Source organism: Xanthomonas indica, assembly GCF_040529045.1.
GTDB classification, from domain to species: domain Bacteria; phylum Pseudomonadota; class Gammaproteobacteria; order Xanthomonadales; family Xanthomonadaceae; genus Xanthomonas_A; species Xanthomonas_A indica.
Genome location: NZ_CP131914.1, coordinates 3,212,178 through 3,225,319 on the forward strand (window position 1 = coordinate 3,212,178; position 13,142 = coordinate 3,225,319).

Here is a 13,142-nt window from a genome sequence, read left to right on the forward strand (position 1 = left end):
GCGTAAATGGTGTTGTAGATAAGTAGATCACCAATAAACGCCGTGCCGAATGCCCCAAAGGTCACGGGTCCGCCGCGGCGGCCAGTTTCGGAGCCGCGAAAGGTGAGGCTATACTCGGGCCGTTCCGTGTTCCCCCACGCCGGAACCCCAATCCGTCCTCCGGACCACGAAACCATGCGCACGCAGCCGCTAGCCGCTTGTTTTGCTCTGGCCGTACTCGTTTCTGTTGGGGCCGCCCCGGCCGTGGCGCAGACCGCGCCGGCGCCCGCCGCTCCCGCCGCCGCAGCCGCGGCACCCGCGCCCATTCAGGGCAATGCCGCCAACGGCCGGGTGCTCACCTACACCTGCCAGGGCTGCCACGGCGTCACCGGCTACAAGAACGCCTATCCCAGCTACCGCATCCCCAAGATCGGTGGGCAATCGGCGCAGTACCTGACCCAGGCGCTGACCGAATACCGGCTCGGCAAGCGCAAGCATCCGACCATGCAGGCCCAGGCGGAAAGCTTCTCCGACCAGGAGATCGCCGACATCGCCGCTTTCCTGTCCACCCTCAAGTAGGCCTCCCATGCCGAACGCCGCGCACGCCTTGCGTCCCGCCCTCGTCCTGCTTGCCGCCCTGTGCCTGGGGGCCTGTTCGCAATCGCAGGTGGAATCCACCAGTAAATCCGCCGGCGACCCGGGCCACGCCAGCGGCGAGCACGGGTCCGGCTCCTCCGCCGGCCTGCCCGGCGGGCGCATCGAGGCCGGCGACAAACTGGCCCACGCCAAGGGCAAGGCCACCGGGCAGAGCTGCATCGACTGCCACGGCGCCGACGGCAACGCGCCGATCGACCCGACCTACCCCAAGCTCGGCGGCCAGTACGGCGACTATCTCGCGCATGCGCTGCAGGCCTACCGCGGCGGTACCCGCACGCATCCGCTGATGAGCCCGCAGGCGGCGCAACTGAGCGACCAGGACATCGCCGACCTGGCCGCCTACTTCGGCTCGCGCAGCAGCCAGTTGCGCGATTTGCACGGTGTGAACTGAGCGGGCGACGTCCGCCGGACCAGGCATGTCGGATGACGTGCGCGGCGGCGCGCACCACGCTGCGCCGAGCAGCGGCGACGGGATGGCGCTCAGCGCGCTGCGGATGCGCCGCCGTCGAGGCGTGACAAGCTCACCGCCACTTTCGCGTGGTGCGCAAACCGGTATCGCTCCGCCCCTATCCGACGACGTGAGGCACACACGTAGGAGCGGCTTCAGCCGCGATGGGCGTTCCCGGGAACGCCCGTCGCGGCTGAAGCCGCTCCTACGAAACAGCGCGTCGTGCGCGGCACGCCGCGACGAGGCTCTCGGAGAACGCCGTGCCGGCTGAAGCCGCCCACGCGTCCGTTTCGCGTGCGCTGAAAGCTGGTGATGTGCAGCGCCCTCTTCTGACGCCGAGCCCGCACCCGCCGCTCAGCGACTGCCGTTGTCTTCCTGCAGCTCGCGCTTGAACGGCACGTTCGGCGGCGGCCGCGCGCCGGCCGGCTGCTCGTTGAGATTGGGATCGGTGATGCCGCAGCCGCCGCCCACCTGCAGAATCGAGATCACGCAGGAAATGCTGCTGGTGGTGCCGGGAATCGGGATCTTCACTGACTTGATGCCGCGCCGCACCCACTCTTCCAGCAGCGTCGCGTTCGGCAGCCAGTACTTGTCGAACGAAGTCGGCGTGTAGTCGTACGGCGGACGCTTGAGCCACTCGCCAGCCTTTTCGATGCGATCGCGCGTCCAGGTGTCGGTCTCGGAACCGGGCGCGCTGCGCGCCGGCGCCTGCTCGTTGCCGCGGCCATCGGCCAGGCGCACGCTGCCGTCGGCATTGAACAGACCGCCGCCCTTGCTGGCGCCGGCACCGGCATCGCCCGGGCGGTTGCGTGCGGCCGCGCCCCAGTCGTCGCCGCGTTGCGGCGTGGCCCAGCCGCCATCGCGGGCGACCGGCGCCGGGCCGCTGCCCGGGCTCGGCGCCTGGCTGCCGGGCGGCGCGGTGCCGGCGGCAGGCGCCACCGGCTTGGCCGACGCGCTGGCGGCGGCGCCGGGCGAGGCGGCCGGTGCCTGCGGCGGGGTCGGCGCGCTGGCCGGGGCGGTGTCCGGGCTGGCGGCCGCCGGCGCCGGCGTGGGCGCGGTCGCCGTGGCGGTGCTCGGGGTCGGCACTTCGATCTGGCGCACCTGCGGCACGTCGGCGCTGCGCAGCACCGGCGTCGGCGCCGGCGTGCGCAGCTGTGGTGCCGGAACCTGCACCTGCGGCAGCGGGGCCGGCACCTCGCGTTCGCGCACCTGCACCTGCGGTGCGGCGGGGCGCGGCACCGCGATGTCGCGCGGACGCAACTGCGCCACGGTCGGCACGTCGGTGACCACCTCGACCTCGCGCACCGGCACCTGCACGTCGGGCGGCACGACCGGGCGCGGTGTGGGCACCGGGACACGCACGCTCGGTGGCGGCGGCAGCACGAAGTCGCGCGTGGGCGTCGGCGTTTCGGTCACCTGCAGTGGCTGCTCCGCCGGTGGCGGTGGTGGCGCACTGGCCGTGGTCGGCGCGGGCGCCGGCACTGTCGGGGTCGGCTCCGCGGCCGGTGCAGGTGCAGCAGCGGCTGGCGGCGTCGGGCGCGGCCGCGCGGACGCGGCGCGCTGCGCACGCGGCGGGATCGGCGACGTCGCCTCCGTGGACGCGGCCGCCTCGGCCGGCGCCCCGCCACCGCTCTCGGCGGGCGTGCCGCGGCCGACGAATTCCACCTGCACGCGTCCGGCGGCGTCCGCGTCGGTGCGCGGCGGCAGCCAGCGTACGAACGCCACCCACAGCAGGAAGATGGCAAACAGTAGATGCAGCAGCAGGCTCAGCAGCACGGCGAGGCGCCGCCACCAGCGCTGGTCGTACGGCGCCGGATCCCAGTGCTGCCACCACAGGCGGCGGAACGCCTGCCACAGCGGCAAGGCCGGCAGGCGCGTGGTCACCGGCGGCTGCGCCGGCGGCATCGCCGCAATCAGCTCCGGGGCGGCGAACGGCCGCGGCACGGCAGGTTGCGCCGCGATCCAGTGCGCCCATGCGTATGGCAGGCCGCTGCGGCGGTCGCGCAGCAGCTTGCGCGGCGTGCGCGCCAACAACACATCAAGGATGTCGGTGGCGCGCGTCACCGGCAGCGGGACGTCAGGCGGCCGAATCGCGCGGAATGTAGGGAGCGCTGCCGCTGTCGTGGTCGGTGGCGTCGCGCACCGCGGTCACCCCCGGCACCCGGCCCATCAGCGTCTTCTCGATGCCCTGCTTCAAGGTCACGTCGGCCATGCCGCAGCCGTGGCAGCCGCCGCCGAAGCGCAGCAACACCACGCCATCGGCGGAGACTTCCTGCACCGCCACGCGGCCGCCATGCTGGGCCAGCTGCGGATTGACCTCGTTCTCCACGACCCAGCGCACCCGCTCCACCAGCGAGGCCGCTTCGCCCGGGGCTTCGCCCTTGATCTTCGGCGCCTTGATGGTGAGCTGCTGGCCGGTGCCCTGGGTGACGTAGTCGATTTCCGCGCCGTCGAGCCAGCCGACGCTGTCGGCCGCCACGTACAGGGTGAAGCCGGCGCAATCGATCGCCCATTCGTCGCCGGCCAGGTCGGCCGGCTCGGCGAACTCCAGCCGTGCGTCGGCACGCGGGGTGCCGGGATCGACCGCGCTCAGGCGCACGCCCATGCCGGGCACGGCCTCGCGTTCGAGCAACTTGCGGAAATGGGCCTGTGCGTTGTCTGAGATCTGGATCATGCGGGTATTCTAGACCCTTCCACGCCCTGCGCTCATCGCGGGCGGTATGTTGATCGGCCCTGTCCGTTCCACCGCAGAGACTCTCCATGAACGACCTGATCCCGCTCGCCCAGGCCCATTGCTCGCCCTGCAAGGGCAGCGAGTACAAACTGACCCAGGCGCGCCTGGCCGAACTGCTGCCGCAGGTGCCCGGCTGGGAGGTGATCGAGAACGGCAACGCGATCAGCCGCACCTTCCGCTTCCCCGACTATTACCGCACCCTGGCCTTCGTCAACGCGCTGGCCTGGATCGCGCACCGCGAGGACCACCACCCCGACCTGGGCGTGCACTACGACCGCGTGGTGGTGCGCTACTCCACCCACGACGTCGGCGGCCTCAGCGAGAACGACTTCATCTGCGCCGCCAAGGCGTCCGCCCTTCCGGAATGATCCCGATGACCGCTACCGATGCCGTCCGCCGTCTGGTCCCCCTGGCCTGCCTGAGCGCCGTGCTACTCAGCGCCTGCGGCCAATCCCAGCAATCGCAGCAACAGACCGTGGCCCAGCCGCCGACCGAGGTCGCCGCGGTGAAGACGCCGCCGCCGGACTACCCGATCGACGTGGCCTGCGCCGGACTCGGCGGCACGGTGGTGCTGAAGGTGGTGGTCGGCGTGCAGGGCAAGCCGACCGAGGTGGCCGTGGTCACCGGCAGCGGCCAGGCCAAGCTGGACGCCTCGGCGCAGGACGCGGTGCGCGGCTGGACCTTCAAGCCCGCCACCCGCAACGGCCAGGCGGTGCCGTGGACCATCCAGGTGCCGGTGAACTTCAATCCGCCGCAGCCGCGCCCGGACCGCTGCTTTGCGCTGGACGCGCAGGCGCATAAGGCCGGCTGACCCACGGGCGCGCGCGCCGCGCCTTCACGCGGCACCCGCACCGCGCCGGGTGTGATCGACGCCCCTTCCTCGGAGCCGCCGGCGCATGCTGGACATCCCACTGCACAATGTCCTGGTCGCGCTCGGCGTGACCCTCGCCGCCGGCCTGGCCACCGGCCTGGGCAGCGTGCTGGTGTTGTTCAGCAAGGGACCCAATCCGCGCCTGCTCGCCTTCGGCCTGGCGTTCTCCGCCGGCGCGATGGTGTACGTGTCGCTGACCGAGATCCTGGGCAAGTCGATCGCCGCCTTCAGCGAGGCCTTCGATCCGCGCCTGGGCCAGGCCTATGCCACCCTGGCGTTCCTGGCCGGCATGGTGATGATCGTGACCATCGACCGGCTGGTGCCCAATCCGCACGAAAGCCTCAACAGCCGCGATCCGCTGTTCCGCGACGACAACCGCGCCTACGTCAAGCGCGTCGGCCTGCTCACCGCCGTGGCGATCACCGCGCACAATTTCCCCGAAGGCCTGGCCACCTTCTTCGCGACGCTGGAAAGCCCGGCGGTGGGCATGCCGCTGGCCTTCGCCATCGCCGTGCACAACATTCCCGAAGGCATCGCCATCGCGGTGCCGGTGCATTACGCCACCGGACGCAAGTCCTATGCGTTCGGCGCCAGCCTGCTGTCCGGCCTGGCCGAACCGCTCGGCGCGCTGATCGGCTATGTCGCGCTGGCGCGCTTCCTGTCCGATGCGGTGTTCGGCGCGGTGTTCGGGCTGATCGCCGGGGTGATGGTATTCCTGGCCCTGGACGAATTGCTGCCGGCGGCCAAGCGCTATGCGCAGGGGCACGAAACGGTGTACGGCCTGGTCGCGGGCATGGCCACGCTGGCGCTCAGCCTGGTGCTGTTCCGCCTGTCCGCACCGGTCTGAGCGGGCGCGCCGAGGTCGGCTGAACGCGCGCTCGCTGGCCTGCGCGACCGCGCCGCGCAGAAAGGTCGCAGACACCCAAGGCGGCGCATGCTGCGGCCACCTTCGCCCCGCTCGATGAGGTGTCGCATGGATCTCCGCCCCCTGCCCCCGGCCAGGCTGGCCCTGTTCACCGCGCTGAGCGTGGTGGCGTTGGGTGCCTGCCAGCGACAAGACGCGCCCGCTCCCGCGGCACAGGCCGATGCCGGCGCGCCCGCCGCGACGCCCGCGGCTGCGCCCTACGTCCCGCCCACCGCCGACCAGCTGTATCAGCTGGTGGCGCCGATCGCGCTGTTCCCGGACAAGCTGCTGGCGCAGACCCTCGCCGCCTCCGTGTATCCGGACCAGGTGGTGTCCGCGCAGGACTGGCTGCGCAACAACCGCACCCTGTCCGCCACCGACCGCCTGCAGGCGGCCGCGGCGCAGCCCTGGGACCCCAGCGTCAAGGCGCTGACCGCCTTCCCCGACGTGGTCGACCAGTTGGCCGGCAACGGCGACTGGACCCGCGCGCTGGGCGATGCCTATGCCCACGATCCCAATCAGGTGCTGGACGCGGTGCAGGTGATGCGCCAGCGCGCGCAGGCGCAGGGCCACCTGCGCAGCACCCCGCAGCAGCGCGTGCAGGTGGTGCAGCGCACCGTGGTGGAACCGGCGCCGGCCTATGCCGACGCGGTGCCGCCGCCGACCCGCACCATCGTCATCGAGCCGGCGCAGCCGGACGTGGTCTACGTGCCGCGCTACGACCCCGACGTGGTCTACGGCGCCCCGGTCAACGTCTACCGCGAATACCGCTACCGTCCGCCGCGCCCCTACTACGACACCGGCGACCTGGTCACCGCCGGCATCATCTCCTTCGGCGTCGGCGTGCTGGTCGGCGACGCGCTCGAACACCACCACCACAGCGTGTTCGGCTGGCTGGAACCGGCGCCGCCGTGGCACAGCTGGGGCTGGAACAACTGGGGGGTGAACTGGAACGCGCCGCCATCGGCGCCGAACTACGTGGTCTACCGCAACAGCGTGTACGCGCCGCGCACCACCATCATCAACAACCACTACGACAACCGCAGCTACGTGCACAACGACTACCGCGGCGCGCCGCCGCCGGCGATGCCGATGGGCGGGCCGGCCGGGCAGCAGGCCTTCGCCGCCGCGCATGCACCGGGAGCGGCGATGGCCGCTGCGGCGATGGCGGCGCGCACTCCGGCGGCCGCGTTCGGGCCGGCCCGCGCCCAGCCGCCGGCGATGCCGCAGACCATGCCGCACTTCACCAGCCAGATGCTGCAGGCCGGTCGCCCGGTGGCAGCGATGGCACCGCCGGTGCAGCGCTTGCCGGCTCCGGGCACGCCAGCGGCCATGGCCGCCGCGCGTGACCAGCGCCTGCTGCCCGGTTTCGCCCAGCGTGCCGCGGCACCGCAACGCAGTGTGGCGATGGCGCAGCCGAATGCGCCACGCACCACGCCGTCGATGCCGGTGCCGCAGTTCCATGGCCGGCCGGTGCCACAGGCACTGTCGCCCACCCCGACGCCGCGCGAAGCGGTCGCCAACCACGGCGGCATGCCGGCGCCGCGCTTCGCCGAACCGCCGCGGCACGGCGACCCGGGCATGCAGCCGTCCGGCTTCGCCCGCGAGATGGCCCGCGCGCAGCCGCCGCGCGCGGCGATGCCGGCCGAAGCGCCGCGCGCCCAGGCCTGGCACGCGCCGGCGCCCGAGCGCGAGACGCGCGCGCCGGAGATGCCGCGCGAGGCGATGCGTGCGCCGATGCCGGAACCGCGCCAGGAGCAGCGCGTGGCCCGGTTCTCCCCGCCGCCGCGCATGCCGGCGCCGCGGCCAGCCGAATCGCACCCGGCACAACGGCCGGCCCCGGCCCACCATGACGGGCACCGCGACCACGACCATCACGACAGCTGAGCGCAACGCGGGGGCGGCCGCATGCCGCTCCCGCCGCGCCGGCCTCAGCCGAGGCGGTTCAGTGCCTCGGCCAGTTCGTCGGCCAGCGGCGCATTCAATAGATAAGGTGTCTTGCCGGCGTCCAGGGCGAACTCCAGCGAGGCGGCATGCAGGAACAGGCGCTTGAGCCCGATCTGCTCGCGCAGGCGCTTGTTGACTGCCGGATCGCCGTACTTGTCGTCGCCAGCGACCGGGTGCCCCAGGTGCTGCGCATGCACGCGGATCTGGTGGGTGCGGCCGGTCTCGATCCGCACCTCGCAGTAGGAATGCCCGCCACGCCGCTCCAGTACCCGGAAATGGCTCAGCGACGGCTTGCCCGCCGCATTCACCTGCACGTGGCGCTCGCCGCCCTGGCGCAGGCCGATGTGCAGCGGCGCGTCCACGCTCATGGTGCCGTCGGGCATGCGCCCGACCAGCAGGGTCAGATAGCGCTTGCTGATGCCGCGGCCCTGGACCCGGTCGTCCTCGCGCATCAGCGCCTGCAGTTCGGTCAGCGCCGAACGCTTCTTGGCCACGATCAGCAGCCCGGAGGTGTCGCGATCGAGCCGGTGCACCAGTTCCAGCGACTGATTGGGACGCAGCGCACGCAGCGTCTCGATGGCACCGAAACTGATGCCGCTGCCGCCATGGCTGGCGACCCCGGACGGCTTGTTCAGCGCCAGCAAGCGCGCGTCCTCGTACACGATCGCCGCCTCCAGCCGGGCCATGAACGCATCCGGTGGCGCGCTCTTCTCGCCCTCCTCGGTCAGCCGCACCGGCGGGATGCGCACCTCGTCGCCGGCCTCGAGCTTGCGCTCGGCCTTGGTGCGGCCGCCGTTGACCCGCACCTGGCCGCTGCGCATCAGCTTGTAGATCAGGCTGCGCGGCGCGCCCTTGAGCTGGCCGAGCAGGAAATTGTCTACGCGCTGTCCGGCCCTGTCTTCCGGGACCTTGAGAATGCGCACCGCGCTGGTCGCGACATCGCGCGGCTTCGGAGGGATCGGGGGGGAAGTCATCAGGCAGTTTATTCTGTTACACTCGGGGGGCGAGATAAGGGTTTGATTTCGTTGGAAGTTAGTTGAGGGCCAGAAGCCCGGCTTACGACGATTCCGGCACAGTGCGCGACCACCGCCCCCGGGGCGGCCATGTTAGCGGCTCACCGGCCTGCCCGGCCATCGCCGGATGCCGCAAGCGTCCGCGCTGAACATGCCCCGTGCGGCGCCCAGCCTGGCTGGAGTCGCCGCCGGTCCTGAACCACCTAAAAGCAAAAAGCGCTCCCGCGGCTCGCCGTGGTGTCGTAGCGCTGGAAACCCAAGACGCCCACCCCGCGCCTGCGCGATGGGCGACGAAGCGTGACCAGAAGCGAAACCCCATGGCGTTCCGCGCGGTAGCAGCGCGAGGAACGCAACAATGAAGCGAATGCTGATCAACGCCACGCAGGCAGAAGAACTGCGTGTGGCCATCGTGGACGGCCAGACCCTGTACGACATCGACATCGAGCAGCCGTCCAAGGAACAGAAGAAGTCCAACATCTACAAGGGCCGCATCACCCGGCTCGAACCCTCGCTGGAAGCGGCCTTCGTCGAATACGGCGGCGAGCGCCACGGCTTTCTGCCGCTGAAGGAAATCTCCCGCGATTACTTCCAGGCCGGCGTCGACCACAACAAGGCGACGATCCGCGAACTGCTGCGCGAGGGCCAGGAAGTCGTGGTGCAGGTGGACAAGGAGGAGCGCGGCAACAAGGGCGCGGCCCTGACCACGTTCATCTCCCTGGCCGGCCGCTACATGGTGCTGATGCCGAACTCGCCCAGCGCCGGCGGCGTCTCGCGCCGGATCGAGGGCGAGGACCGCGCCGCGCTGAAGGAAGCGCTGGACAAGCTGAACATCCCCGACGACATGGGCGTGATCATCCGCACCGCCGGCGTCGGCCGCGATGCCGAAGAGCTGCAGTGGGACCTGGACTACCTGCTGCAGGTGTGGAAGTCGATCGCCGAGGCCGCCCTGGCCAAGCCGGCGCCGTTCCTGATCTACCAGGAATCGCGGCTGATCATCCGCGCCCTGCGCGACTACCTGCGCGCCGACATCGGCGAGATCCTGGTCGACACCGAGGAGATGTACGGCGACGCCAAGGAATTCATGCAGCAGGTGATGCCGCAGAGCCTGCGCAAGCTCAAGCACTACACCGACGACATCCCGCTGTTCAACCGCTTCCAGATCGAGTCGCAGATCGAGGCCGCCTACGAGCGCAGCGTGCGCCTGCCCTCCGGCGGCTCGATCGTGGTCGACCAGACCGAGGCGCTGACCGCGGTGGACGTCAACTCCTCGCGCGCCACCAAGGGCAGCGACATCGAGGACACCGCGTTCCAGACCAACCTGGAGGCGGCCGAAGAGGTCGCGCGCCAGTTGCGCCTGCGCGACCTCGGCGGCCTGGTGGTGATCGACTTCATCGACATGGCCTCCAACAAGCACCAGCGCGAGGTCGAGAACCGCCTGCAGAACGCGCTCAAGTACGACCGCGCGCGCGTGCAGATCGGCCGCATCTCGCGCTTTGGCCTGCTGGAGATGAGCCGCCAGCGCCTGCGTCCGTCGCTGGGCGAATCCAGCCAGATCGTCTGCCCGCGCTGCGATGGCCACGGCCGCATGCGCAGCGTCGAGTCGCTGTCGCTGTCGATCATCCGCGTCGCCGAAGAGCACGCGATGAAGGAGAACACCGGGCAGGTGCTGGTGCAGGCCCCGGTGGAGATCGCCAACTACCTGCTCAACGAGAAGCGCCGCGCGCTCAGCGAGATCGAGAAGCGCCACGACGCGCCGATCGTGATCGTGGCCGACGAGCAACTGCACACCCCGCACTACGAAGTGACCCGCCTGCGCGAGAACGAGCTGGGCGAGGAAAGCACCAAGCCCAGCTACCAGCGCGGCACCCCGCGCAAGCTGCCGGTGCATGCGCTGACCAAGGCGCAGTTGAACATTCCGGCGCCTGCGGTGACCAATGTGAAGCACTCGCAGCCGGCCCCGGTGCGCGAAGTGGTCGAGGAACCGGCCGCCGCGCCGGCACCGGCCCCGGTCGTCGCGCCCGCCCCGGTCGCACCGCCGGCCACCGGCGTGGTCGGCTGGCTGAAGCGCATCTTCGGCGCCGGCGACAGCCCGGCCCCCGCCCCGGCCGCCGCCGAGCCTGCGCAGCGCCAGCGCCCGCAGGACGGCAACCGCAACCGCAACGACCGTGGCGATCGCAACGCGCGCCGCGACGGCAACCGCAATGGCGGCCAGGGCGGCAATGCTGCCCGCGGCAACGGCCACAACGGCGGCGGCAACGCGCGCCGTGACGAGCGCCGCGCCGGCAACGGCAATGGTGCCGCCGCGCCGGCCGGGCAGCAGAACCAGCAGCCCAAGGCGCCGCGCAACGAGCAGGCCACGCAACAGGCCAAGCCGCAACAGCAGCCGCAGACGCCCAAGCCGCCGAAGCAGCAGCAACCGCAGAACCCGCCGCGCCAGCCCAAGCCGCAGCAGGAGCCGGCACAGGCCGCCGCCCAGGGCGACAAGCCGCCGCGTCAGCCGCGCGCCGAGGAGGCCGTCGCCAAGCAGCAGGCCGCGCCTGTCGCGACCACGCCGGTGACGCCGGTGCAGGACGCCACCACCCTGGCCGCCGCGGCGGTCGCCGGTGGCGCGATCGCCGCGTCCCAGGAGCCGGCAGTGGCCGTCGAGGCTGCAGCCGCGCCGGTGCAATCGGCGCCGACCGCCACAGCGGCCAGCATCGATGAGCGCGAAAGCGCCGCCGAAACCGCCCAGGCCGTGCCTGCCGGCGAAGGCGCCGAGGGCGAGGACGGCACCGGCGATGCCGGCGGCCGCCGCCGTCGCGGCCGTCGTGGTGGCCGCCGCCGCCGCCGTGGCAATGGCGAAGCCGGCGCCGCCGGCGATGCCGCCGGTCTGGACGATGCCGATCTGGATGCCGGCGACAGCGACGGCGAAAGCGCGCAGGCGCCGAGCCGCAGCCAGCCGGAGTTCGACTTCGATGACGACGCTGCCAGCGACGCGCCCGCGTCCAAGCCGCAGCCGCCCGTGCAGAAGGAGCAGCGCGAGCCGCAGGAAAAGCGCGAACCGCGCCGCGAGCGTGCAGCTGCCGCCAGTGCACCGGCACCGGCCGACGACGCAGCCCAGGCCCCCGCGCCGATCGCCGTCGACCCCGTGCCTGCGCCGGCCACCGCACCGATGCAGCCGCCCGCGCCGGCCGACGCCGTGATCGCAGCGCCTGCGCCGGCCGCGCCGGCCGCTGCGACCCAGGGCGCCAGCGATGCCGCCGTCGCCCACGCCGACACGGTGGTGGCTGCCGCACCTGCGGCACCGGCAGCGGTCGCCGAGACGACGCCGGCAGCGCAGCAGACCGTGGGCACCGAGCGCGCCGCGGCACCGGCCGAACGCGCAACGCCAGCCGCCGCACCGGCCGCGCCGCAGCCGCAGGCGGTCACCACCGCCGTCGAGCAACCGACCGCGACCGCCGCCAAGGCGCCGGTCGCGGAGCCGGACGCCGCGGATGCCACGGCCACGGTCGAGGATCCGGCGAGCGTGACCGCGCCGGCGGCAGCCGCAGCCGCGCCGAGCGCAGCACCGGCCGTCACCGCCACGCCCGCCGCTTTCGCGGAGCCACGCGCGGAAGAAGCTGCCCCGGCCAAGCCGGCCTACGCGCCCGTGCAGACCACCATGCTCGACGCCTTCGCCGATGCACCGGCGAAGGTCCCCCACGGTGGTGATGCAGCGGCCGCCGCGCCGACCGAGGCCGCATCGGCCACGCCGGCAATCGGCGGTACCGCAACCTCCGTCGCTGCTCCGGCTCAGGCGACGCCGACGCAGGCGGAGAGCGCGGCTGCGGACGAGGCGGCGCGGAAGGAACGCGAACGCGCTGTTGCCACAGCACAGTCCGCAACGCATGCGCCGCATGCCGCGGACAAGGCGGATGGCGACGAGCAAAAGGATCGCAGCTGATCCTCGCTCCTCCTGTCGCGACATGAGAAAAGCGGCCTTCGGGCCGCTTTTTTCTTGGGGGCGCCCGTGAAACCCGTCCGTCGCTACGGCGCAAGACGTTCGTCTGCACGCGCACGCTCTCCGCGCATCCCGTTCGGCGCAGCAGTGGCAGTGGCGTGGCGTGGCGTGGCGTGGCAGTGGCAGTGGCAGTGGCAGTGGCAGTGACGGTGGCAGTGGCAGTGGCAGTGGCTCGAAGCCTCGCCGAAGCGCGCTTTGCCGTGGCTCAACGAGATACGCCACCACTCGTAGGAGCGGCTTCAGCCGCGACAACCATCACCGGTACGGCTGTCGCGGCTGAAGCCGCTCCTACGAAAACGGACGGTGGGTGGAGTAGGTATTGCACGGAAGCCAGGCGACCGAAGTGTCTTGAAGGCACACCAATGCATGCATGTCCGTGTGGTTGAAGGTTCGCTGCGTTCGTGAATGATGCTGGGCGCAGCGCGTGTGCCCACCTCCTCCCCATGCTTGCACCACGTAATGCCGCGGTGGCACTCAGTCATTCCGGCCGCGGCACGCGCGAGTGTAGGGAACGTCGGCGATACCGGAAGACACATGGCCACAGTCGATCCACTGCGGACAGGTCCGCGCGTTCGCGCAAGCACAACGCAAGAGCGGCCCGGAGGCCGCC

10 protein-coding genes are annotated in these 13,142 nt (G+C 71.7%); 7 read left to right on the plus strand and 3 right to left on the minus strand.

What is annotated here, in order from left to right; all coding sequences use genetic code 11:
- The first annotated feature begins 174 nt into the window (after window positions 1-174).
- Entirely contained in the window at window positions 175-558 is a 384-nt protein-coding gene (locus tag Q7W82_RS13945) for a cytochrome c (RefSeq protein ID WP_242159000.1), read from the plus strand.
- Between the two features lie 7 nt (window positions 559-565).
- Window positions 566-1,027 carry a cytochrome c gene (locus Q7W82_RS13950; RefSeq protein ID WP_019800789.1) on the plus strand — a complete coding sequence of 154 codons (462 nt, stop codon included), beginning with the start codon at window positions 566-568 and terminating at the stop codon, window positions 1,025-1,027.
- A gap of 411 nt (window positions 1,028-1,438) precedes the next feature.
- Here the strand turns inward: Q7W82_RS13950 and Q7W82_RS13955 are convergent, their stop codons facing one another.
- Window positions 1,439-3,148 (minus strand): transmembrane repetitive protein, encoded by a 1,710-nt coding sequence (locus Q7W82_RS13955; protein ID WP_242159001.1) that lies wholly within the window; start codon window positions 3,146-3,148, stop codon window positions 1,439-1,441.
- Between the two features lie 13 nt (window positions 3,149-3,161).
- The gene (locus tag Q7W82_RS13960; protein WP_242159002.1) at window positions 3,162-3,758 is read right to left on the minus strand and encodes an NfuA family Fe-S biogenesis protein; all 597 of its coding nucleotides are present in this window, start codon (window positions 3,756-3,758) and stop codon (window positions 3,162-3,164) included.
- 86 nt (window positions 3,759-3,844) lie between these two features.
- Between Q7W82_RS13960 and Q7W82_RS13965 the strand changes: the two genes are divergently transcribed.
- From Q7W82_RS13965 to Q7W82_RS13980, 4 genes are all read left to right on the plus strand, one after another.
- Window positions 3,845-4,186, plus strand: coding sequence for a 4a-hydroxytetrahydrobiopterin dehydratase (locus Q7W82_RS13965; protein ID WP_242159003.1), 342 nt, complete (start codon window positions 3,845-3,847; stop codon window positions 4,184-4,186).
- A 5-nt stretch (window positions 4,187-4,191) separates the two neighbouring features.
- The gene (locus Q7W82_RS13970) at window positions 4,192-4,629 is read left to right on the plus strand and encodes an energy transducer TonB (protein WP_242159004.1); all 438 of its coding nucleotides are present in this window, start codon (window positions 4,192-4,194) and stop codon (window positions 4,627-4,629) included.
- A gap of 85 nt (window positions 4,630-4,714) precedes the next feature.
- Entirely contained in the window at window positions 4,715-5,536 is an 822-nt protein-coding gene (gene zupT / locus Q7W82_RS13975; protein WP_242159005.1) for a zinc transporter ZupT, read from the plus strand.
- A 126-nt stretch (window positions 5,537-5,662) separates the two neighbouring features.
- Entirely contained in the window at window positions 5,663-7,480 is a 1,818-nt protein-coding gene (locus tag Q7W82_RS13980; RefSeq protein WP_242159006.1) for a DUF3300 domain-containing protein, read from the plus strand.
- A gap of 44 nt (window positions 7,481-7,524) precedes the next feature.
- Here Q7W82_RS13980 and Q7W82_RS13985 read toward each other — a convergent pair whose 3' ends face one another.
- A complete protein-coding gene (locus Q7W82_RS13985) occupies window positions 7,525-8,514 on the minus strand; it encodes an RluA family pseudouridine synthase (RefSeq protein WP_242083189.1) in 990 nt (329 codons plus the stop codon).
- Window positions 8,515-8,917: 403 nt separating this feature from the next.
- On the opposite strand from Q7W82_RS13985, the gene Q7W82_RS13990 reads away from it, so the two are divergent.
- Window positions 8,918-12,475 carry an Rne/Rng family ribonuclease gene (locus Q7W82_RS13990; RefSeq protein WP_242159063.1) on the plus strand — a complete coding sequence of 1,186 codons (3,558 nt, stop codon included), beginning with the start codon at window positions 8,918-8,920 and terminating at the stop codon, window positions 12,473-12,475.
- Window positions 12,476-13,142: the final 667 nt, after the last annotated feature.

Excerpts from the sequence above, each read along its gene's own strand:
- Q7W82_RS13965 (WP_242159003.1), top strand. The coding sequence starts at position 3,845 with ATGAACGACCTGATCCCGCTCGCCCAGGCCCATTGCTCGCCCTGCAAG.
- zupT (WP_242159005.1), top strand. The coding sequence starts at position 4,715 with ATGCTGGACATCCCACTGCACAATGTCCTGGTCGCGCTCGGCGTGACC.
- Q7W82_RS13960 (WP_242159002.1), bottom strand. The coding sequence starts at position 3,758 with ATGATCCAGATCTCAGACAACGCACAGGCCCATTTCCGCAAGTTGCTC.
- Q7W82_RS13990 (WP_242159063.1), top strand. The coding sequence starts at position 8,918 with ATGCTGATCAACGCCACGCAGGCAGAAGAACTGCGTGTGGCCATCGTG.
- Q7W82_RS13980 (WP_242159006.1), top strand. The coding sequence starts at position 5,663 with ATGGATCTCCGCCCCCTGCCCCCGGCCAGGCTGGCCCTGTTCACCGCG.
- Q7W82_RS13945 (WP_242159000.1), top strand. The coding sequence starts at position 175 with ATGCGCACGCAGCCGCTAGCCGCTTGTTTTGCTCTGGCCGTACTCGTT.
- Q7W82_RS13950 (WP_019800789.1), top strand. The coding sequence starts at position 566 with ATGCCGAACGCCGCGCACGCCTTGCGTCCCGCCCTCGTCCTGCTTGCC.
- Q7W82_RS13985 (WP_242083189.1), bottom strand. The coding sequence starts at position 8,514 with ATGACTTCCCCCCCGATCCCTCCGAAGCCGCGCGATGTCGCGACCAGC.
- Q7W82_RS13970 (WP_242159004.1), top strand. The coding sequence starts at position 4,192 with ATGACCGCTACCGATGCCGTCCGCCGTCTGGTCCCCCTGGCCTGCCTG.